General features: G+C 64.2%; 17 protein-coding genes. 13 read left to right on the top strand and 4 right to left on the bottom strand.

The genetic code is table 11. From position 1 onward, the window contains the following. Window positions 1–2: 2 nt before the first annotated feature. Genes AC1DX0_RS02735 through AC1DX0_RS02725 form a run of 3 tightly spaced genes read right to left on the bottom strand, consistent with a single transcriptional unit; the run spans window position 3 to window position 5,316 of the window. On the bottom strand, window positions 3–3,104 hold the full coding sequence (locus AC1DX0_RS02735) for an efflux RND transporter permease subunit (RefSeq protein WP_477354203.1): 3,102 nt from the start codon (window positions 3,102–3,104) through the stop codon (window positions 3–5). Then, complete coding sequence (locus AC1DX0_RS02730; RefSeq protein ID WP_477223046.1) at window positions 3,104–4,180, bottom strand: efflux RND transporter periplasmic adaptor subunit; 1,077 nt, start codon at window positions 4,178–4,180, stop codon at window positions 3,104–3,106. The genes AC1DX0_RS02735 and AC1DX0_RS02730 overlap by 1 nt, the downstream gene beginning before the upstream one ends. After that, on the bottom strand, window positions 4,177–5,316 hold the full coding sequence (locus AC1DX0_RS02725) for an efflux RND transporter periplasmic adaptor subunit (protein ID WP_477223045.1): 1,140 nt from the start codon (window positions 5,314–5,316) through the stop codon (window positions 4,177–4,179). Before AC1DX0_RS02725 ends, AC1DX0_RS02730 begins: the two co-directional genes overlap by 4 nt. A gap of 224 nt (window positions 5,317–5,540) precedes the next feature. On the opposite strand from AC1DX0_RS02725, the gene AC1DX0_RS02720 reads away from it, so the two are divergent. Continuing rightward, entirely contained in the window at window positions 5,541–6,818 is a 1,278-nt protein-coding gene (locus tag AC1DX0_RS02720; protein WP_477223044.1) for a 4-aminobutyrate--2-oxoglutarate transaminase, read from the top strand. 160 nt (window positions 6,819–6,978) lie between these two features. Here AC1DX0_RS02720 and AC1DX0_RS02715 read toward each other — a convergent pair whose 3' ends face one another. Next, the gene (locus AC1DX0_RS02715; RefSeq protein WP_477223043.1) at window positions 6,979–8,232 is read right to left on the bottom strand and encodes an NAD(P)/FAD-dependent oxidoreductase; all 1,254 of its coding nucleotides are present in this window, start codon (window positions 8,230–8,232) and stop codon (window positions 6,979–6,981) included. 433 nt (window positions 8,233–8,665) lie between these two features. On the opposite strand from AC1DX0_RS02715, the gene AC1DX0_RS02710 reads away from it, so the two are divergent. From AC1DX0_RS02710 to ybeY, 12 genes are all read left to right on the top strand, one after another. Then, entirely contained in the window at window positions 8,666–9,955 is a 1,290-nt protein-coding gene (locus AC1DX0_RS02710) for an imelysin family protein (protein ID WP_477354201.1), read from the top strand. A gap of 113 nt (window positions 9,956–10,068) precedes the next feature. Then, window positions 10,069–10,380 (top strand): (2Fe-2S)-binding protein, encoded by a 312-nt coding sequence (locus tag AC1DX0_RS02705; protein ID WP_477354198.1) that lies wholly within the window; start codon window positions 10,069–10,071, stop codon window positions 10,378–10,380. Next, on the top strand, window positions 10,346–10,831 hold the full coding sequence (gene bfr / locus AC1DX0_RS02700) for a bacterioferritin (protein WP_477223040.1): 486 nt from the start codon (window positions 10,346–10,348) through the stop codon (window positions 10,829–10,831). The genes AC1DX0_RS02705 and bfr overlap by 35 nt, the downstream gene beginning before the upstream one ends. A gap of 12 nt (window positions 10,832–10,843) precedes the next feature. Beyond that, entirely contained in the window at window positions 10,844–12,445 is a 1,602-nt protein-coding gene (locus AC1DX0_RS02695) for a di-heme oxidoreductase family protein (RefSeq protein WP_477223039.1), read from the top strand. Further along, on the top strand, window positions 12,445–13,524 hold the full coding sequence (locus AC1DX0_RS02690; protein ID WP_477223038.1) for an imelysin family protein: 1,080 nt from the start codon (window positions 12,445–12,447) through the stop codon (window positions 13,522–13,524). The genes AC1DX0_RS02695 and AC1DX0_RS02690 overlap by 1 nt, the downstream gene beginning before the upstream one ends. Before the next feature lie 2 nt (window positions 13,525–13,526). Continuing rightward, on the top strand, window positions 13,527–14,630 hold the full coding sequence (locus AC1DX0_RS02685; protein ID WP_477223037.1) for a DUF1513 domain-containing protein: 1,104 nt from the start codon (window positions 13,527–13,529) through the stop codon (window positions 14,628–14,630). A gap of 94 nt (window positions 14,631–14,724) precedes the next feature. Beyond that, window positions 14,725–15,402 carry a tRNA (adenosine(37)-N6)-threonylcarbamoyltransferase complex dimerization subunit type 1 TsaB gene (gene tsaB, locus AC1DX0_RS02680; RefSeq protein ID WP_477354195.1) on the top strand — a complete coding sequence of 226 codons (678 nt, stop codon included), beginning with the start codon at window positions 14,725–14,727 and terminating at the stop codon, window positions 15,400–15,402. Further along, window positions 15,402–15,896 (top strand): GNAT family N-acetyltransferase, encoded by a 495-nt coding sequence (locus tag AC1DX0_RS02675; RefSeq protein ID WP_477223035.1) that lies wholly within the window; start codon window positions 15,402–15,404, stop codon window positions 15,894–15,896. Before tsaB ends, AC1DX0_RS02675 begins: the two co-directional genes overlap by 1 nt. Before the next feature lie 28 nt (window positions 15,897–15,924). After that, complete coding sequence (gene olsA, locus AC1DX0_RS02670; protein WP_477223034.1) at window positions 15,925–16,725, top strand: lyso-ornithine lipid O-acyltransferase; 801 nt, start codon at window positions 15,925–15,927, stop codon at window positions 16,723–16,725. 74 nt (window positions 16,726–16,799) lie between these two features. Beyond that, window positions 16,800–18,209 (top strand): tRNA (N6-isopentenyl adenosine(37)-C2)-methylthiotransferase MiaB, encoded by a 1,410-nt coding sequence (miaB, locus tag AC1DX0_RS02665; RefSeq protein ID WP_477223033.1) that lies wholly within the window; start codon window positions 16,800–16,802, stop codon window positions 18,207–18,209. Between the two features lie 83 nt (window positions 18,210–18,292). Then, on the top strand, window positions 18,293–19,285 hold the full coding sequence (locus AC1DX0_RS02660) for a PhoH family protein (RefSeq protein WP_023766987.1): 993 nt from the start codon (window positions 18,293–18,295) through the stop codon (window positions 19,283–19,285). 18 nt (window positions 19,286–19,303) lie between these two features. Beyond that, window positions 19,304–19,804: an rRNA maturation RNase YbeY gene (ybeY, locus tag AC1DX0_RS02655; RefSeq protein WP_477223032.1), complete on the top strand. Its 501-nt coding sequence runs from the start codon at window positions 19,304–19,306 to the stop codon at window positions 19,802–19,804. Window positions 19,805–19,806 lie beyond the last annotated feature (2 nt).

Raw genomic sequence — 19,806 nt, 5'->3', positions numbered from 1 at the left:
TTTCAGGCTGCCCCACCTTCCTGTACCGTTTCCCCGTGTGCGCCTTCACCATCTTGCACCGGTTTCGGCTCCTTGATCCGGAACCACGTCACATAAAGCGCCGGCAGGAACAGCAGCGTGATCGCTGTACCGGCGATGATACCGCCCATCATGGCATAGGCCATCGGTCCCCAGAACACTTCCCGCGCGATAGGGATCAGCGCGAGGCTGGCGGCGGCCGCCGTCAGCGCGATCGGCCGCATGCGGTGTTCGGTCGCTTCGATGACGGCCGCCCAGCGGTCCTTGCCCTCGCGGACGAGATCCTCGATCTGCACGATCAGGATGACCGAGTTGCGGATCAGGATGCCGATCAGCGCCAGCACGCCGAGGATGGCGACGAAGCCGAGCGGCGCGCCGCTCGGCACCAGGGCCGCCACTACGCCGATCAGGCCGAGCGGCGCCACCGCTACGACCAGGAACAGGCGCTGGAAGCTTTGCAACTGCACCATCAGGATCGTCGCCATGACGAACAGCATCAGCGGCACCACCGCTGCGATCGGTCCCTGGCTCTTGGCGCTTTCCTCGACCGAGCCGGCGGTCTCGACCGAATAGCCCGGCGGCAGCTTGGCGATGAAGGCGCCGACCGATGGCTTCAACTCGTTGACCACGGTAGCCGGCAGCACGTCGCCGACCAGGCCGGCGCGCACGGTGATGGTCGGAATGCGGTCACGCCGCCACACCGTCGGCTGTTCGAGGTCGTAGCGGAAATTGGCCACCGCCGCGAGCGGGATGGCCTCGCCTGTGCTGGTCGGCAGCTGCAAGTTCTGCAGCGTTCCGATCGAGCCGCGCTCAGCCTCGCGCGAACGGGCCACGACATTGATCAGGTAGGTCGCGTCGCGCACCTGGGTGATGGCGGCGCCGCCGACCGTGCTGTTCAGCGCGCTGGCGATGTCGGAGGAGGTGATGCCGAGCTGGCGCGCCTTGTCCTGCAGCACGTCGACCCTCAGCACGCGCTGCGGCTCGTTCCAGTCGAAGGTCGGCGCGGCAAGCTTCGGGTTGGCTGAAATGACACCGGCGAMTTGCTGCGCCAGYTCSCGCACYGTCTGRATGTCGGGRCCGCCGACRCGGTACTGCACGGGRCGGCCGACCGGCGGCCCRAGYTCSAGCGGCTTGACGAARGCRTCGGTGCCGACGAACTCCKCGCGCAGCAGCTTTTCCAAAGCCGGCTTGACCCGGTTGCGCGCCTCGATGCTCTTGGTGACGATCACCGTCTGGCCGAAATAGGGGTTGGCCGGCTGCACGTCATAGGCTAGCACGAAGCGCACCGCGCCCTGGCCGATATAGGACGAGAAATGGTCGATGTCGGGATTGCCGACCAGCGCCCGCTGCTCGAAACGCTCCATCTGGTCGCGTGTCTCGGCGATCGAGGAATTCTGCGGCAGGTTCCAGTCGACGATCAGCTCCGGCCGGTCCGACGGCGGAAAGAACTGCTGCTGGACCAGGCCGAAGCCGGCGATCGAGCCGGCAAACAACAGCACCGTGACGATAATGGTCAGCCAGTGATGGCGCACCGAGCCGACAAGCACGCGCCGGAACACCGCGGTGAAGCGTCCCGGCTGGTCGTGATGCTTTGCCTTCATCGTCGCCGGCAGGATGGTGACACCGAGCAGCGGCGCGAACAGCACCGCCACGATCCATGACACCAGCAGAGACACGGCGATGACGACGAACAGCGTGAAGGTGTATTCGCCGGCAGCGCTCGAATTGAGGCCGATCGGGATGAAGCCGGCGACCGTCACCAGCGTGCCGGTCAGCATCGGAAAGGCGGTCGATGTGTAGACATAGGTCGCTGCCTTGCGCAGATTGTCGCCGACCTCGAGCCGCGCCACCATCATCTCGACCGCGATCATCGCGTCGTCGACCAGCAGCCCGAGCGCGATGATCAGCGCGCCCAGCGAAATACGCTGCAGCGATATGCCGAGATAGGCCATGACCGTGAAGGTGATGGCCAGCACCAGCGGGATCGACAGCGCSACGACGARGCCGGCRCGCAYGCCGAGGYTGATGAASGACACYGCRAGCACGATSGCSACCGCYTCRRMCARMGCSCGSGTRAAGCCSGARACSGCCTCCTCGACGATGACAGGCTGGTCGGCGACCAGATGCACGCCGACGCCGACCGGMAGGTCGGCCAGCACCTTGTTCATCTCCTTGTGCAGCGCCTCGCCGAATTCGAGCAGATTGGCGTTGGGCTTCATGCCGATGGCGAGCCCGATGGCGTCCTGGCCATTGAAGCGGAACAGCGCCGTTGGCGGATCGGCATAGCCGCGCGTGATCGTCGCCACGTCGCTCAGCCGGAAGAAGCGGTCGTTGACGCGCAGATTGATGGCGCGAAGGCTGTCCTCGGAGGTGAACTGGCCACCGACGCGCACGCTGATGCGCTCCGGTCCGGACTGGATGACGCCGGACGGCGTGATCGCGTTCTGCGCCTGCAGGCTTGCCACGATCGCCTGCTGGTTGAGGCCAAGGGCGGCGATCTGGCGGGTCGAGAATTCGAGATAGATGGCTTCGTCCTGCGCGCCGACCAGGTCGACCTTGCCGGCATTCGGCACGGTCAGGATCTTGGTGCGGGCATCCTCGACATAGTCGCGCAGCTGGCGCGGCGTCAGCCCGTCCGATGTGAAGGCGTAGATGTTGCCGTAGACATCGCCGAAGCGGTCATTGAAGAACGGTCCCTGCACGCCTTGCGGAAATTGCGCCTTGATGTCGTTGACCATGTTGCGCACCTGAATCCAGTTCGGCACGACATCGCGCGCCTTGGTGGTGTCCTTCAGGTTGACGAAGATGACGGTCTGGCCGGCGGTGGTGACGGATCTGGTGAAGTCGAGACTGTCGAGCTCCTCGAGCTTCTTCTCGATGCGATCGGTGACCTGTTGCAATGTCTCCTTGACCGACGCGCCCGGCCAGTTGGCCTGGATGATCATCGTCTTGATGGTGAAGTTGGGGTCTTCCTCACGGCCGAGATTGAGGTAGGAGAAGATGCCGGCGACCACGAAGACCAGCATGAAATACCAGACCATGGAGCGGTGGCTGAGTGCCCAGTCGGAGAGATTGAAGCCCTTCATCAGACGCCACCCTCCAGCACTTTGACCTTCTGGCCTTCGCTCAGGCTGTGGACGCCCGCGGTGACGACGCGCATCCCGGCCTCCAGCCCCTCGGTGACGGTGAAGGTGGCGGCGCCCTTGGCGGCCACCTTGATCTCTTTCGCGCTCACGCTCGAGGTTTGTGGGTCGACGATCCACACCTTGTCTGCACCGTTCTTTTCGAGCAGCGCCGAGATGGGCAGTTCGATCGTCGGCGCAACCTTGGTCACGCGGGTCGCCGTCACCGTCGAGCCGAGCCGGAAGGCCTGCGGCGGATCGGTGAGCGTCAGCTTGACACGCCGCGTGCGCGTCGAGCCCTCGGCCTGTGGCGCGATCTCGCGCAGCTTGGCCTCTGTCTGGATCGTCGGCAGCGATTGCAAGATGACCTGGAACGGCGTGCCGGCGGTGAGATCGCCGGTCAGCTGGTCGGGAATATCGACCACCGCTTCGCGCAGATCCGAGCGCGCCACGGTGACCACCGTCTGGCCGGCCGAAACGGTCTGCCCAACCTCGGCGCCGACCGCGGTGACGACGCCGTCGAAATCCGAAAACAGCCTGGCGTAGCCAAGCTGCTCCTGCGATTTGGCAAGCGCGGCCTTGGCCCGCTCGACACTGGCTTCTGCTGCTTTGCGTGCCTGCTGGGCGGTGTCGAAGACGGCCTGCGTGGTGTTGGCGGAGGCAAGCAGCTGGCGCTGGCGCTCCTCGCTCGCGGCGGCGTTGGCGAACTGCGCCTCGGCATTGGAGAGCTCGGCCGTGGCCGCTTGCGCCGCCAACTCCAGCGCGGTCGGGTCGAGTGCGGCGATCGTCGTGCCCTTGCTGACGATGTCGCCGACCTTGACGTCGCGCGAGACGACGCGGCCGAGCAGGCGGAAGGCGAGGTCGGCGCTGACCTGCGGCTCGACCGAGCCGGCAAAGCCATAGATCTGCGTGGTGCGCGGCTCGATCACCACCGACAGCACCGGCCGGATGATCTCCGGTGGCTTTTCCTCGGACTTCGAGCAGGCGGCGAGCGCGCCAAGTGCGAACAGGCCAAGCAGCATGCGCGGCAACCGGTTCATTGGCTCGCCCCCGATATCTCGACCGTCTGGCCGGGACTGAGCAACTGCCCGCCTGCGGTGACGACGCTTTGGCCCTCGTTCAGCCCGCCGGCGATGACGACGGTGCCCGAATCGTAGGCCAGCACCTCGACCGGCGTCGTCGCCACCGCCTTGGTCGAGGGATCGACGATCCAGACAGCCGGTTTGCCGGCGCTGGACGTCAGCGCCTGCCAGGGCAGCAGGATCGCCTTCGCCGGCTTGGCGCTGACCGAGCCGATGACGGCCGCCCCCAGCGGCATGCCGGCCGGCGTGTCGGGAATGCCGATCTTGACCCTGATCGAACCGGAGGCCTGGTCGACCGCCGGCGCGATTTCGCGCACCGTGCCTTTTGCCCGGACCTGCGGGTCCGACAACAGCGTGATCGTCACCGCCGGCGACGGCGGCGTCCTGGCGACCAGCGTCTCCTGCACGTTGAACACCGCGTCGCGGTCGCCGTCCTCGGCGACGGTGAAGACGGTTTGCGCGGCTTGCACTACTTGGCCGGCTTCGACCTGGCGGGCGGTGATGACGCCGGGGGCGCCGGCCTTGAGCTCGGTGAAGGACAGGTTTTGCTGGGCGTTGGCGAATGCGCTCTGCGCGGCGTCGACACTGCCTTGCGCCACCTTCAGCGCCTGGTCGGCGGCGTCATAGTCGCGCCTGGTGGTGAAGCCCTGGGCAAGCAGCGTCTTCTGCCGCTCGAAGGCGGCGGCGGACTGGGTCAGTTGCGCTTGTGCCGCGTCAAGATCGGCTTGTGCGGAGCGCAGATCGGATTGCTGCTCCTGCGGATCGATGCGGGCAAGCACCGCACCCTGGTCGACATGCTGGCCGACATCGACAAGCCGCTCGGCGACGCGGCCGCCGACCCGGAACGACAGATTGTTCAGCGTGCGCGCCGCGATCACCCCGGTCAGCGAGGTTCTCGGCGCATAGTCGGCCATCGCCACCGTTTCGGTGCGCACCATGACCGGCAGTTTCTTGTCCGCCGCTTCCAGCTTCTGGCAGCCGGCGAGCAGCAATGCGGCTGTGCAGACGCACACTGCAGACACGGTTGGAAAAGACAAAAGGCTGGAGGTTCTGACGGATGGCGGCGAGACGGACGATGTCGCGTTCCTGCTCATGGGCTCCCCCAGCCGCGGGTCGCTCGCTGATCGCGATGCCTCGCGGACATCTGGAGGATAGTCGATCTCCGGAAAAAGGAAACCTGTCTCGTACGCGTATCGGATGACTGGCTAAGGAGATCAGGCCCAATCGCCTGCCGATGGTGCCGACTTGAGGAAAACGTGAAATAAGGTCAGAAGACATCTGATCAACGAGAACGGGCGCCGGCCCGATGAGGGATATCATGAAGAATTCAGCCATTTCCGAACGCAAGAACCAGTCGATCTCGCGCGGCGTCGGCATGACCACGCAAATCTACGCCGACCGGGCTGAAAACTCGGAAATCTGGGATGTCGAAGGCCGCCGCTACATCGACTTCTCGTCGGGCATCGCCGTCGTCAACACCGGCCACCGCCATCCCAGGGTGATCGAGGCGGTCAAGGCGCAGCTCGATCGCTTCACCCACACCTGCCACCAGGTGGTGCCCTATGAGAGCTATGTGCGGCTCGCTGAACGGCTGAACGCCATGCTGCCGGGCAAGTTCGAGAAGAAGACGATCTTCGTCACCACCGGCGCCGAGGCGGTCGAAAATGCCATCAAGATCGCCCGCAACGCCACAGGCCGCCAGGCCGTCATCGCCTTCGCCGGCGGCTTCCACGGTCGCACCTTCATGGGTATGGCGCTGACCGGCAAGGTCGTGCCCTACAAGGTCGGTTTCGGCGCCATGCCGGGCGACGTCTATCACGCGCCGTTCCCGGTGCCGCTGCACGGCGTGTCGGTGGCAGACTCGCTGGCCGCGCTCGACAGGCTGTTCAAGGCCGATGTCGACCCGGCCCGCGTCGCCGCCATCATCATCGAGCCGGTCCAGGGCGAGGGCGGCTTCTACGACGCGCCTCGCGAATTCCTGACGGCACTGCGCAAGCTCTGCGACCAGCACGGCATGCTGCTCATCGCCGACGAGGTGCAGACCGGCTTTGCCCGCACCGGCAAGATGTTCGCGATGGATCATCATGAAGTCGCGGCCGACATCACCACCATGGCCAAGAGCCTGGCCGGCGGTTTCCCGCTGTCGGCGGTCACCGGCCGCGCCGAGATCATGGATGCGCCCGGCCCCGGCGGCCTCGGCGGCACCTATGGCGGCAGCCCGATCGGCGTTGCTGCCGCACACGCCGTGCTCGATGTGATCGAGGACGAAAAGCTCTGCGACCGCGCCAACTCGCTGGGCGCAAGGCTGAAGCAGCGCCTGCAGTCGATCCGTGACGACGTGCCCGAGATCGTCGACATAAGGGGTCTCGGCTTCATGAACGCGGTCGAGTTCAACGACGTCAAGAAGGGCCTGCCGTCGGCTGAGATCGCCAATGCCATCCGGTTGAAGGCGCTCGACAAGGGCCTGATCCTGCTGACCTGCGGCGTCTACGGCAACGTCATCCGCTTCCTGGCGCCGATCACCATCCAGGACGAGATCATGAACGAAGCGCTCGACATCCTGGAAAGCTCGATCCGCGAAGTTTGCGCTGCCTGAACTGGAGCTCGCCTTCTCCCCGTCACTATACGGGGAGTTGAGGAATGGTCCGCTAGTGGACGAAAAGCCAATTGCTTGGCTTTTCGAATGACGAACGCCGGCAGGCGGATGAGGGGCAGCGCCGGCGCTCCAGATCGGGATCTTCCCGCAGCCTTGCCAACTATCCCGCAGCGCGGGCAGGTTCATCCTGCTGGAAAGCGGCCAGTGCCGCCTTCAGTCCATCCGGCCCCGCCGCAACAGTTTCCGGCGTCGGCGAGAAGCCGGCGCCGAGCATCTTGCGGCCGAGCATATGGTCGCCGGGGCGGTTGACGGATTCGATGCCGAGCAGCCGGTCGCCGGCATAGTGGTAGATCGAGAACTTGTTGTCGGGCAGGTCGCCCAGCACGACATGGCCGTCGCCGCCGGCGGTCAGCCCGACCATCTGCAGCTTCATGTCGCCAATGTCGGACCAGAACCATGGCACCGCCGAATAGGCATCGGCATGGCCCGTGATGGTGCGGGCGGCAAGCCGCGCCTGGTCGGTGGCGTTCTGCACCGATTCCAGCCGCACGTCGCCGCCGGTGAACCAGTGCCGGTAGGAGGCGGCGTCGCCAATAGCCAGGATTTCCGGCATCGAACTGCGCATCTGGTGGTCGACGCGGATGCCGTTGGCGATGGTGAGGCCGGCTTCCTGCGCCAATTCGACATTGGGCACTGCGCCGATGCCGACAATGACCATGCGCGCCAGCAGCCTTTCGCCTGATGAGGTGATCGCGGCGACGACATGGCCGTTTTCGCCTTCGAGTTTTGAAATCGAGGTGCCAGTCAGGATGCGCACGCCTGTCGCTTCCAGCCTTTGCCGGACATGGCTCGCCACCACCGGTGCCACCGCGCGGCCAAGCAGTCGGTCGACCGCTTCCACCACCGTTACCGTGCGGCCGGCCGACCGCAGTGTCGCGGCGATCTCCAGCCCGATGAAGCCGCCGCCGAGGATGACGACATCTTCGCTCTGCGCGCTCAACTCACGGATCCGCCGCGCATCGGCCAGCGAACGCAGCGACAAAACGCCGGAAAGATCTGAGCCCGGCAGCGGCAGGACGCGTGGGCGCGATCCGGTCGCCAGGATCAGATGGTCGAAGGCAAGCGTGCCGCCGCCGGCGATGTCGACGCGTCGTCCGCCGGCATCGATGCGGTCAATCCGGATGCCCGCCCGGTAGTCGATGGCGTTGCCGGTATAAAAGGCCTCGCCCCGCAAGGGTTGCGGTTTGGCCTCGGCATCCTTGATGAAGGTCTTTGACAGCGGCGGCTTGTGATAGGGTAACTCGTTCTCGTCACTGATGAGGATCACCGGCGCGTCATAGCCGTCCTCGCGCAGACTGGCGGCCGCCTGCACGCCCGCATGACCCGCACCGACAATGACCACGCCGTTCTTCATCGCATTCCAATCCCGATTCGATTCTAGGATGTCTCGCCAACTGGCAATTGTCTGGCGCCGCCGCAAGACGGCGCTTGCGGGTCGCACTCGGAATGGTGGCTGTCAATCATACAGTTCGGCGGCAAAGCCGGTGCAGCCGGGACGTAAAGTTGAGCGTTGTAGTTTAGAATAATTCTAAACTGTTGTTTCGATTGGCTTTTCCCGTAGATTTTCGTTGACTTCCACCAGCGTCGAAGCTTTATGGAAGCCTGCGCGTTAGCGCATCCCTTTGATGTTTGGGCCTTGAACCCGTTCGATTGGAGGCATTTTGGTGTCTTTCTTCCGCGAACCGCGCGATGGCGCGGCAAGTCTTGTGCCTTATGGCATCGATATGGCCTGGCGCCGGTTGCCGTGCGCGCCATTCATAGAATTCCCGAGAAACTGGAGAGCGATAATGACAGCACGATACGGCGGCAGGCTTGCGGCGATTGGTGCCACGGCGCTGCTGACGGCGGCGGTGTTCGTGCTGCCTGCCAAGGCGGAAACCGATGCCAAGCCGGTCATCAAGACCTATTCCGACATGGCGCTTGCCAAATATGAGGACTCGCTGACCACGGCGCAGGCCCTCGACAAGGCGGTAGACGCGCTGTTGGCCAATCCGTCGGCGGAAACGCTCAATGCCGCCCGCGACGCCTGGAAGGCATCGCGCGTGCCCTACCAGCAGACCGAGGTCTACCGCTTCGGCAACAAGATCGTCGACGACTGGGAAGGCAAGGTGAATTCCTGGCCGCTGGACGAAGGCCTGATCGACTATGTCGCCAAGAGCTACGGCACCGAATCCGATGCGAATGCGCTCTATACGGCCAATGTGATCGCCAACAAGGAAATCGAGATCAACGGCAAGAAGGTCGATGCCTCGAAGCTTTCGCCGGAATTTCTCTCCGGCACGCTGCAGGAGGCCGGCGGCATCGAGGCCAATGTCGCCACCGGCTATCACGCCATCGAATTCTTGCTCTGGGGCCAGGAYCTGCACGGCACCGGSCCSGGCGCCGGCGAGCGCCCCTACACCGACTACGACCTCAAGAACTGCACCGGCGGCAATTGCGACCGCCGCGCCGAATATCTGAAGTCSGCCAGCRMSCTTCTGGTTTCCGACCTGCAGGAAATGGTCGGCAACTGGAAGGAAGACGGCGCGGCGCGCAAGAACCTGGTCGATGGCGAGCCGAACACCGCGATCTCGGTCATCTTCACCGGCATGGGCTCGCTCTCCTACGGCGAACTCGCCGGCGAGCGCATGAAGCTCGGCCTGCTGCTGCACGATCCAGAAGAGGAGCACGACTGCTTCTCCGACAACACCTACAATTCCCATCTCTATGACGCGATCGGCATCCGCGCTGCCTACCTGGCCAGCTATACCAGGCTAGACGGCACCATCGTTTCGGGGCCTTCGGTGCATGACATGGTCAAGGTGGCCGATCCGGCGATCGACAAGGAACTGTCCGATAAACTCGATGTCACCGTCGCCAAGATGGAGGCGATCAAGGCGCGGGCACTGGCGGGCGAGGCCTATGACCAGCAGATCGCCGAGGGCAACACGGCAGGTAATGCCACCGTGCAGGCGGCGATCGACGCGCTGATCGACCAGACCAAGTCGATCGAACGCGCCGTTGGCTCGCTGAAACTCAACGCCATTGCCTTCGAGGGATCCGACAGCCTCGACGCACCGGACAAGGTGTTCAAGTAAACGCCGAAACCTGGAGCTTGGTCCGGAGCCTGATAATCGGCTTCGGAATGGGCTCCGGGACCAAAACAAGCCAAACGGCGCGGGAGGCGCCGTCAGCCATCCGAGCGCTATAAATGCTGATCTGCCATTGCAAYATCATCACYGAGAGGGAGATCGAGCAGACGATYRTMGSRCTGCTGGACCARGAYCCSTGGCARCTCATCGTGCCGGCCAAGGTCTATCACRCSATGCARAAGCGCGGCCGCTGTTGCGGCTGCTTCCCAAATGTGGTCGAAACGATCATTCGGGTCACCGARAATTACCACGCCCGCTCGGAGGCGAGCGGCGTGGATGTCGTTTCACATCTGGATCGCGTCAGAGGCCTGCGCGTCCAATACGGGAGCAGAACCCATGAAAGGCGAAATTCAGATCATCGAGCGGCTTAACGAGGCTCTTTTCCTGGAGCTTGGAGCCGTCAATCAATATTGGGTGCATTTCCGTCTGCTGGAGGATTGGGGATACACCAAGCTGGCCAAGAAGGAGCGGGCCGAATCGATCGAGGAGATGCATCACGCCGACAAGCTCATCGCCCGCATCATCTTTCTTGAAGGCCATCCGAACCTGCAGTCCGTGGCGCCGCTGCGCATTGGCCAGAACGTCAAGGAAGTGCTCGAATCCGATCTTGCCGGCGAATATGACGCGCGCACTGCCTACAAGCGTTCGCGCGAAATCTGCCACGAGGTGGGCGATTACGTGACGATGAAACTGTTCGAGGATCTGCTGGCTGACGAGGAAGGTCACATCGACTTCCTCGAGACGCAGCTCGACCTGCTCGCCTCGATCGGCGAGGAGAAGTACGGCCAGCTCAACGCAGACGCGGCCAACGAGGCGGAGTAAAGGCATGCGGGAATGCGGCGCCTGCTAGAATTCCTGCGCCGCTTGCGGCGGGCCGCCGGCTCGCCGCTTCTCCTGAGAAGACCAGCCGGACCGGCTCGTCGGCGTTTTACCATTCTAGCGCTGGCGCTGACATCGTCGGCGCTTGCCGGCGACCTTCAGCCAGCCGGGCTCGCCACCACGCGCAGCGACCTTAATCAAAAAGATCAGGCGCGCGTCATCGCCGTCACCAGGCCGACCACGGATTTCTCCAAACCCGAGGCGTTCGAGCTGATGCAAGGTGGCGCCCGCACCTCGAAGAAGAACGTCGACCGCGACGCCTTCTCGCAATCCTCGGCCAACCTCACCTTCGAGGAAGAGGGCACTTTCAAGCTCGGCAACGCTTTGTTTCGCAAGAACTGGGTCTCGTCGCCATCCTCGACGCAGGCGTCCGACGGGCTTGGTCCGCTGTTCAACGAACGCGCCTGCCAGAACTGCCATCTGAAGGATGGTCGCGGCCGTCCGCCGCAAGGCGATACCGGCACCACCTCGATGTTCCTGCGGCTGGCGCGCGACGCCAGCAACGCCGAGGAGAAAGCAGCCATTGCCAGCCACCAATTGCTCAACTTTCCCGACCCGGTCTATGGCACGCAGTTGCAGGAACTGGCCGTACCCGGTCTGCGCGGCGAAGGTCGGATGCGTGTCGACTATCTCGATCGTAAGGTGGAACTGACGGACGGCACGGTGGTTTCCCTGCGCAAACCCGGCTACGCCGTCACCGATCTTGCCTATGGGCCGCTTGATCCGCGCACCACGCTGTCGCCACGCCTGACGCCGCCGATGATCGGCCTTGGCCTGATCGAGCAGATCGCGCCGGCGGACATTCTGGCCAATGCCGATCCGGACGATCGAAACGGCGATGGCATTTCCGGCAGGCCGAACATAGTGCGCGACAGCCTGAGCGGGGAGCTGATGCTTGGCCGTTTCGGCTGGAAGGCGCAGACAGCATCGATCCGCCAGCAGGCGGCGGACGCCTTTGCCGGCGACATCGGCATCTCGACGCCGGAAGAACCAAAACATTGGGGCGACTGCACCGCGGCGCAAGCAAAATGCCTCGCCATGCCGAATGGCGTCCAGGAGCGGCTCGGCCCGGTCGAGGCACCGCCGCCGGTGATGGATCTCGTCACCTTCTATTCGCAAAACCTGGCCGTGCCGGCACGCCGCGATCTCGCCGCGCCTGATGTGCTCGCCGGCAAGAAGGTCTTCTATGAAATCGGCTGCGTTTCCTGCCACACGCCGAAATTTGTTACCCGCCGCGACGCGCCCAACAAGGCGCAGGCCTTCCAATTGATCTGGCCCTATTCCGACTTCCTGCTGCACGACATGGGTCCCGATCTGGCCGACGGCCAGGCTGTGGGCGATGCGACGGGAAGCGAATGGCGCAGCCCGCCGCTTTGGGGCATCGGCCTCACCGAAACCGTCAACGGCAATTCCTTCTTTCTGCACGATGGCCGCGCGCGCAGCCTGACCGAGGCGATCCTGTGGCATGGTGGCGAGGCGCAAAAGGCGCGCGACCGCTTTGCCGCCGCCAACGCGGCCGAGCGCGATGCGCTGCTCAAATTCCTGGAGTCATTCTAATGCTGAAGCGTTCCGCACTGGTTCTCGTTCTGCCGCTGGTTCTGCTGGGCGTTCTCCCGGCATCGGCGGCGGTGAAAGCCTCCGACATCATCCAGCGGGCGATCGACGGCTTTGTCAGGCCGGCCTATGCCGACCTGCAGCAGCATGCGGAAGCCCTGACGAAGGCGATGCACAAGCTTTGCGAAGCGCCTTCGCAAGGGGAACTCGACGCGGCGCAGGCCGAATTTTCGGCCACGGTCTATGCCTGGTCATCGGCCGAGATCATCGGCTTCGGGCCGATCAAGGAGAACAACCGTCTGGAGCGCACGCTGTTCTGGCCGGATCGCAAGAGCATCGGCCTGAAACAGGTGCAGGCCGCGCTGTCGAACAAGGACGCCGGCGCTACCGATCCGGCACAACTGGCCGGCAAGAGTGTCGCCATGCAGGGGCTCGGCGCGTTGGAATTCGTGCTCTACGGCGACGGCGCCGACGCGCTGGCGGGCAAGGATGATCCCTATCGCTGCGCCTATGGCGCTGCGATTGCCGGCAATATCGAAACCATGGCTGGTGAAGTCAGCGCAGCCTGGAACAAGCCGGACGGTTTTGCCGCACTCTGGGCCAATCCGGGACCGCAGAACGCCCTCTACCGCGACGGCAACGAAGCGGTGACCGAACTGGTCGGCGTCTTCATCAACGAGCTGGAAATGGTGAGGGATGTCCGCCTGAAGGGCTTTTTCGGCGGCAAGCCCGAGGCGGACAAGCCGAAGCAGGCAATCTATTGGCGTTCGCAAAACACCGCCAATTCGCTTGCGGGAAATCTCGCCGGCATCGATGCGCTGTTCCAGGCCTCGAAACTTGGCGATGCCTTGCCTGAAGATGCGCGCTGGATGGCGGAATCGATCCACATCCAGCTGGTCAACGGCGTCGCCACCGCGAAGTCCATTCAGGGTCCGATCGACAAGACGTTGGCGGACCCGGCGATGCGCGAAAAACTCGAGCATTTCGCGCTGATCACCTCCAGCCTGTCGACGCTGATCGGCACCAGGCTGACCGCCGAATTCGGCCTGACCGCTGGCTTCTCCTCGCTGGATGGGGACTGATCTTGAAGACGCCTCTCATCGATCGCCGGGATTTCCTCAGGGCCGCAGGCATCGGCTTTGCTGCCGTGATGGCGCCGTCGGCCTGGGCGAAGACGCTTGCTGTCGACGCCGTTTTCGCCACGGCTTTCGTCAAGCGTGACGGCAGTTTTGGCGCCGCCGTCCTGTCCGAGGCCGGCAAGCTGCTCCATGCGATCGACCTGCCCGATCGCGGCCATGACGTCACCTTCGATCCCGTCTCGAAGCGTTCGGTGGTCTTCGCCCGCCAGCCCGGCACCTTTGCCGTCGTTTTCGATCACACCGGGCGCGACGCCCCGCTGACCATCGCCAGCGTCAGCGGCCGGCATTTCTTCGGCCATGGCGTGTTCTCGCCCGACGGGGCGCTGCTCTATGCCACCGAGAACGATTTCGACAACGCCGCCGGTGTCGTCGGCGTCTACGACGCGCGGGCGAAATTCAAGCGCATCGGCGAATTCCCGACCTACGGCATGGGCCCGCACGAGCTTCTGCTGCTGGGTGACGGCAGGACGATCGCGGTGGCCAATGGCGGCATCGAGACCCATCCCGATTATGGTCGCGCCGAGCTCAACATCGCCACCATGAAGCCGTCCTATGTACTGATCGACCGCGTCTCCGGCGACTTGATCGAAAAGCACGAATTGCCGGCTTCACTGCACCAGCTGTCGATCCGTCACATGGACACTGACCCATCCGGCACCGTCTGGTTCGGCTGCCAATACCGGGGTCCCGGCACCGATCGTCCGCTGCTGGTCGGCCGCGCCACGCGCGGCAAGGAGTTGCAGCTGCTCGACATGCCGCAGGACGTACTGTCCGGCTTCCGCAACTATATCGGCTCGGTTGCCGCCAATCCTTTGGCCGGCACCGTCGCCGTCTCATCGCCGGAAGGCAATTCGCTTGTGGTGATCGATGCGGCCAACGGCCAGGTTCTCTCGAACAGTGCGCTGGTCGAGGTCTGTGGCGTGGCTCCCGACGGAGCTGGCTTCATGGCCACCACCGGCGCCGGCGCGATCATCGAGGGCAGCGGCGCGATGCGGTCCGAGCCGGACTATGTCTGGGACAACCACATGCTGCGCATCGAACAGGTCTGATAGCGCGCTGGGAAGCGAAGCCGCTTAACAAATTATGCTTGCGGTGGCGCGCCGTGGCGGGCACAGGGAGGTGTTTCTCGGAAGCGGTCACCTCATGAAAGTGCTTGCCATCGACTGTGCCGCCAGCCTCTGCGCCGCCTGCGTCTACGACGCGGCGGCTGGGATGGAGCTTGGCCGCTCGGTGCTCGATCTCGGCAAGGGCCATGCCGAGCACCTGATGGCCGTCATCGCCGAGGCGCTGACGGCGGGCGAAACCAACTATGCCGGCCTTGGCGCCATTGCCGTCTCCATCGGTCCCGRTTCCTTCACTGGCCTGCGCGTCGGCGTGTCGACCGCGCGTGGTCTGGCGCTGGCGCTGAAAATTCCTGCGATCGGTGTGACGACGCTCGAAGCGCTCGCGGCTGAAGCTGCAGCGGCATTTCCCGGCCGTGCAGTCCTGGCGGCGCTCGATGCCGGGCGTGACGAAATCCATGCCGCGCTTTACGACAAAGCGTTAGTTTTAACTTACGGACCAGCGGTGACCACATTGCCGGAAGCCACTGTCTTAGCGATCGAGTACGCTGCGGTGCTTGCCGGCACCGCGGCGGTAGAGATCGCCGCATCGGCGGGCCGGGATTTCGATACAGGGCCCCGGACGGCCACCGCCGACATTGCCACATATGCACGTCTGGCCGCCGCCAAAGGCGAGGGCGAAAGGCCGAAACCACTTTATTTGCGCGGCGCGGACGCCAAGCCGCAGGCCGGGTTCATTTTATCAAGGCAACAAAATTAATGCGCATACCTTTTCTCCAATCGCGCCGCCGGGATTATGCGCTCGAGCCGCTCAGGATCACCGACAGCCCGACAGTCTCGTTGCTGCACCGCGAGGACTTCGTCCGCCCGTGGACCGATGGCGAGTTCGCCGCCTTGCTCGAGCAGGACACCGTCTTCGGCTACGCGGCGCGCGAAACCGGGCAGGGCGCCAAGCCGCCAGTMGGCTTCGTGCTGGCGAGGCTGGCTGCCGGCGAAGGCGAAATCCTGACCGTCGCGGTGGCGCGATCGCATCGTCGCCAGGGGCTGGGCTGGCAGTTGATGGATGCGGTACTGCGCGAACTGCATGTGCAGCGCGCCGAAGCGCTATTCCTCGAGGTCGACGAGACCAATGTCGCCGCGATTGCCCTCTATCGTCGGCTGGGCTTCCGCGAAGTCGGCAAGCGCCCGGACTACTACAAGTCGCCCGATCGCGGGCCGACCGGCGCGCTTGTCATGCGCCGGGATCTTCGCTAGCCAGACGCCGGGATAAGGCCAGGACAGTATGATCGGAAGAATCAGGATTTTCCTGGCCCTGGGCCTTGTCGTCGCCGGTTCGCTGGTCCTGGTGCCATTGCAGATACTGTCGATGAAGACCGGCTGGTGGCCGGAAACCGTCATCCTCAAAATCTGGCACAGGCTGATCCTCAGAGCGCTCGGCATGCGCGTCCATATCAAGGGGGCGTTGTCCGACAAACGGCCCCTCCTGGTTGCCGCAAACCACATCTCCTGGACCGACATCATGGTGCTGGGCTCCTTTGCCGATGTGAAATTCATCGCCAGGGCCGATATGGAAGGCTGGCCGCTGATCGGCATGCTGTCCAAGTTGCAGCGCACCGTTTTTATCGAGCGCGAACGCAAGCGTTCCTCGGGAGACCAGGCCAGCGAGATCGCCAGCCGCATGGCCAAGGGCGACGCCATGGTGCTGTTCGCCGAGGGCTCGACCGGTGACGGCAATGCTGTCCTGCCCTTCAAAAGCACACTGTTCGGCGCCGCCTCGATGGCGATTTCGGAGGGTGCTGCCGAGCAGGTGTTCATCCAGCCGGTGGCGATCGCCTACACGCGCCTGCACGGCGTGCCGCTCGGCCGCCGCCATCGGCCGATCTCGGCCTGGATCGGCGACGAGGATTTGATGCCGCATCTGAAAGTGCTGATGGCGGAAGGCGCGCTCGACGTCGAGGTGCATTTCGGCGAGCCGATCGCCTTTGCCAAGGGCTCGAACCGCAAGGAAACGGCCAGGCTGATGGAAAGCCAGGTGCGCGAGATGATGCAGGCGGCACTCGCCGATCCGCGTCCGAGCCGCTAGCCCCGGCATACGCCAGCAGGCGCATGCCGAGAATCGTCTGTTTTTTGTCGCGGAAAGGCGTTAGAAGCCGCCGGATGGACTTGAACACGATTGAAAGCGACGACATCGGCACCGTGGCCGGGCAGCCGGCTGCTGGCGCCACGGCAGCGAAAAAGGTCTTCATCAAGACCTATGGCTGCCAGATGAACGTTTATGATTCACAGCGCATGGGCGATGCGCTGGCAGCCGACGGCTATACCGCGACCGATGCCATCGACGAGGCCGATCTGGTGCTGCTCAACACCTGCCACATCAGGGAAAAGGCGGCGGAAAAGGTCTATTCCGAACTCGGCCGCATCCGCGACATGAAGGCGGAGCGCGCCATTGCCGGCCGCGAACTGCTGATTGGCGTCGCCGGCTGCGTGGCGCAGGCCGAGGGCGCGGAGATCATCCGGCGTTCGCCGGCCGTCGATCTGGTCATCGGGCCGCAGACCTATCACCGTCTGCCCGACGTGCTGGCGAGAGTGCGCAACGGCGAAAAGATCGTCGAGACCGACTACGCCATCGAGGACAAGTTCGACCATCTGCCGCAACCCAAGCGCGCCGAGGTGATCAAGCGCGGCGTCACCGCATTCCTCACCGTGCAGGAAGGCTGCGACAAGTTCTGCACCTTCTGCGTCGTGCCCTACACCAGGGGATCTGAAGTGTCGCGGTCGGTGGCGCAGATCGTCGCCGAGGCCGAGCGCCTGGCCGAAGCCGGCGTGCGCGAGGTGACGCTGCTTGGCCAGAACGTCAATGCCTGGCATGGCAAGGGCGACAACGGCGAGGAATGGGGCCTTGGCCGGCTGCTGTTCAGGCTGGCCGAAATCCCCGGTCTGGCGCGGCTGCGCTACACCACCAGCCATCCGCGCGACATGGACGACGAACTGATCGCTGCCCATCGCGACCTGCCGTCGCTGATGCCTTATCTGCATCTGCCGGTGCAATCGGGGTCCGACCGCATCCTGAAAGCGATGAACCGCAGGCATACGGCCAAGGATTATCTGGCATTGCTCGACCGTATCCGCGCGGCACGGCCCGATATCGCGCTGTCCGGCGATTTCATCGTCGGCTTCCCCGGCGAGACCGAGGCCGATTTCGAGGCGACCATGGATCTTGTGCGCCAGGTGAATTACGCCTCGGCCTTTTCGTTCAAATATTCGCCGCGCCCCGGCACGCCGGGCGCCGACATGCCCGATCACGTGCCGGAAACGGTCAAGGACGAGCGCCTGCAACGCCTGCAGGCATTGCTCTTGAAACAGCAGCAGGATTTCGGTTTGAGCCTGGTCGGCAGCACCATCGACACGCTGATCGAGAAGCCCGGACGGCAGGCAGGCCAGAAGGTCGGCCGCTCACCTTGGCTGCAGCCGGTTATTGTTGATGAAAAGGCCGGCGAAATCGGTGACATTATCCAGGTGCGAATCACGAAGACGGGCTACAATAGCCTGTTCGCCGAATTGGCCTGAYGGYCTCGGCAGATGAGGAGAGACGGTTGAGCGCWGCWGARSTGAAGAAYCTGCCCCCGGTACCGGCATCTGGGGCYTCKGAYATGGCGCACATCGTTCTGACTTTCGACAACAACAAGCTTGCCAGCGCCCTTTACGGTCAGTTCGACGAGAACCTCGCCCGGCTCGAGCAGAAGCTCGGCGTCGATATCCGCTCGCGCGGCAACCAGCTGACCATCAAGGGGTCGGCTTCTGCCGCCGAACAGGCGCGCCGCGCCTTGGACAATCTCTACGGGATTCTGCAGAAGGGCGTCGATATCGGCCAGTCCGACGTCGATGGCGCCGTGCGCATGGCGGTCGCCGCCGACGATCAGCTGACGCTGCCGACGCTGGAGCGCAAGGGCAAGGTCTCCGCCGCCCAGATCGCCACCCGYAAGAAGACGATCTATGCCCGCTCGCTSAACCAGGACGCCTATATGCGGGCGCTGGAGCGGTCGGAACTGGTGTTCGGCATCGGTCCGGCCGGTACCGGCAAGACCTATCTGGCGGTGGCGCATGCGGCGATGCTGCTGGAACGCGGCATGGTCGAGCGGATCATCCTGTCGCGGCCGGCCGTCGAGGCCGGCGAACGCTTGGGCTTCCTGCCCGGCGACATGAAGGAAAAGGTCGATCCGTATCTGCGGCCGCTTTATGACGCGCTCTACGACATGATGCCGGCCGACAAGGTCGAGCGYGCCATTGCCGCCGAGGTGATCGAGATCGCSCCGCTSGCCTTCATGCGCGGCCGCACGCTGGCGCAYGCCGCCGTCATYCTCGACGAGGCGCAGAACACCACGCCGATGCAGATGAAGATGTTCCTGACCCGTCTCGGCGAGAACTCGCGCATGATCGTCACCGGCGATCCGACCCAGATCGACCTGCCTCCGAGCACCAAATCAGGCCTGGTCGAAGCCTTGCGTGTCCTCGACGGCGTGGCCGGCGCGGTCACCGTGCGCTTCAACGATATCGACGTSGTYCGCCAYCCGCTGGTGGCSGAAATCGTCAGGGCCTATGAYCGCGACGCCAAGCTGGCGCGYGGYCTGGGCGCCGAGAATTGATCTTGACGATGCGGCTTCATGCCTGAGGACAAAATATCCGGCGACGGGAATCCTCCCGTCGACATCGATATATCGGTCGAAGCCGGCGACTGGCCCGATGAGGCCAGCCTGACGCGGCTGGTCGACCGCGCGGTTGGCGCCGCTTTTGCCGAGACCGGCTTGACGGGTTCTTCCGAACTCAGCATCGTTTTTTCCGACGACGCCCATATCCGGACCCTCAATGCCGACTGGCGCGGCAAGGACAAACCCACCAACGTCTTGTCTTTCCCGGCTTTTCCACATGTGAAAGGCGGCCCATTGCCACCGATGCTGGGCGATATCGTGCTCGCCGCTGAGACGGTTTCACGCGAAGCGGCACTGGAAGACAAGCCGGTGCAGAACCATATCACCCATCTCGTCATCCACGGCCTGCTGCATTTGCTGGGCCATGATCACGAGACCGACGCCGAGGCCGAGGAGATGGAAGCCATCGAACGCGCAGCCCTTGCAAGGCTTGCCATTCCCGATCCCTACGCGTAACT

The organism is Mesorhizobium sp. P3_A9, from assembly GCF_056402975.1.
Note: the sequence above shows the minus strand (reverse complement) of the source record. Positions and strands in the feature narration are given on the sequence as shown.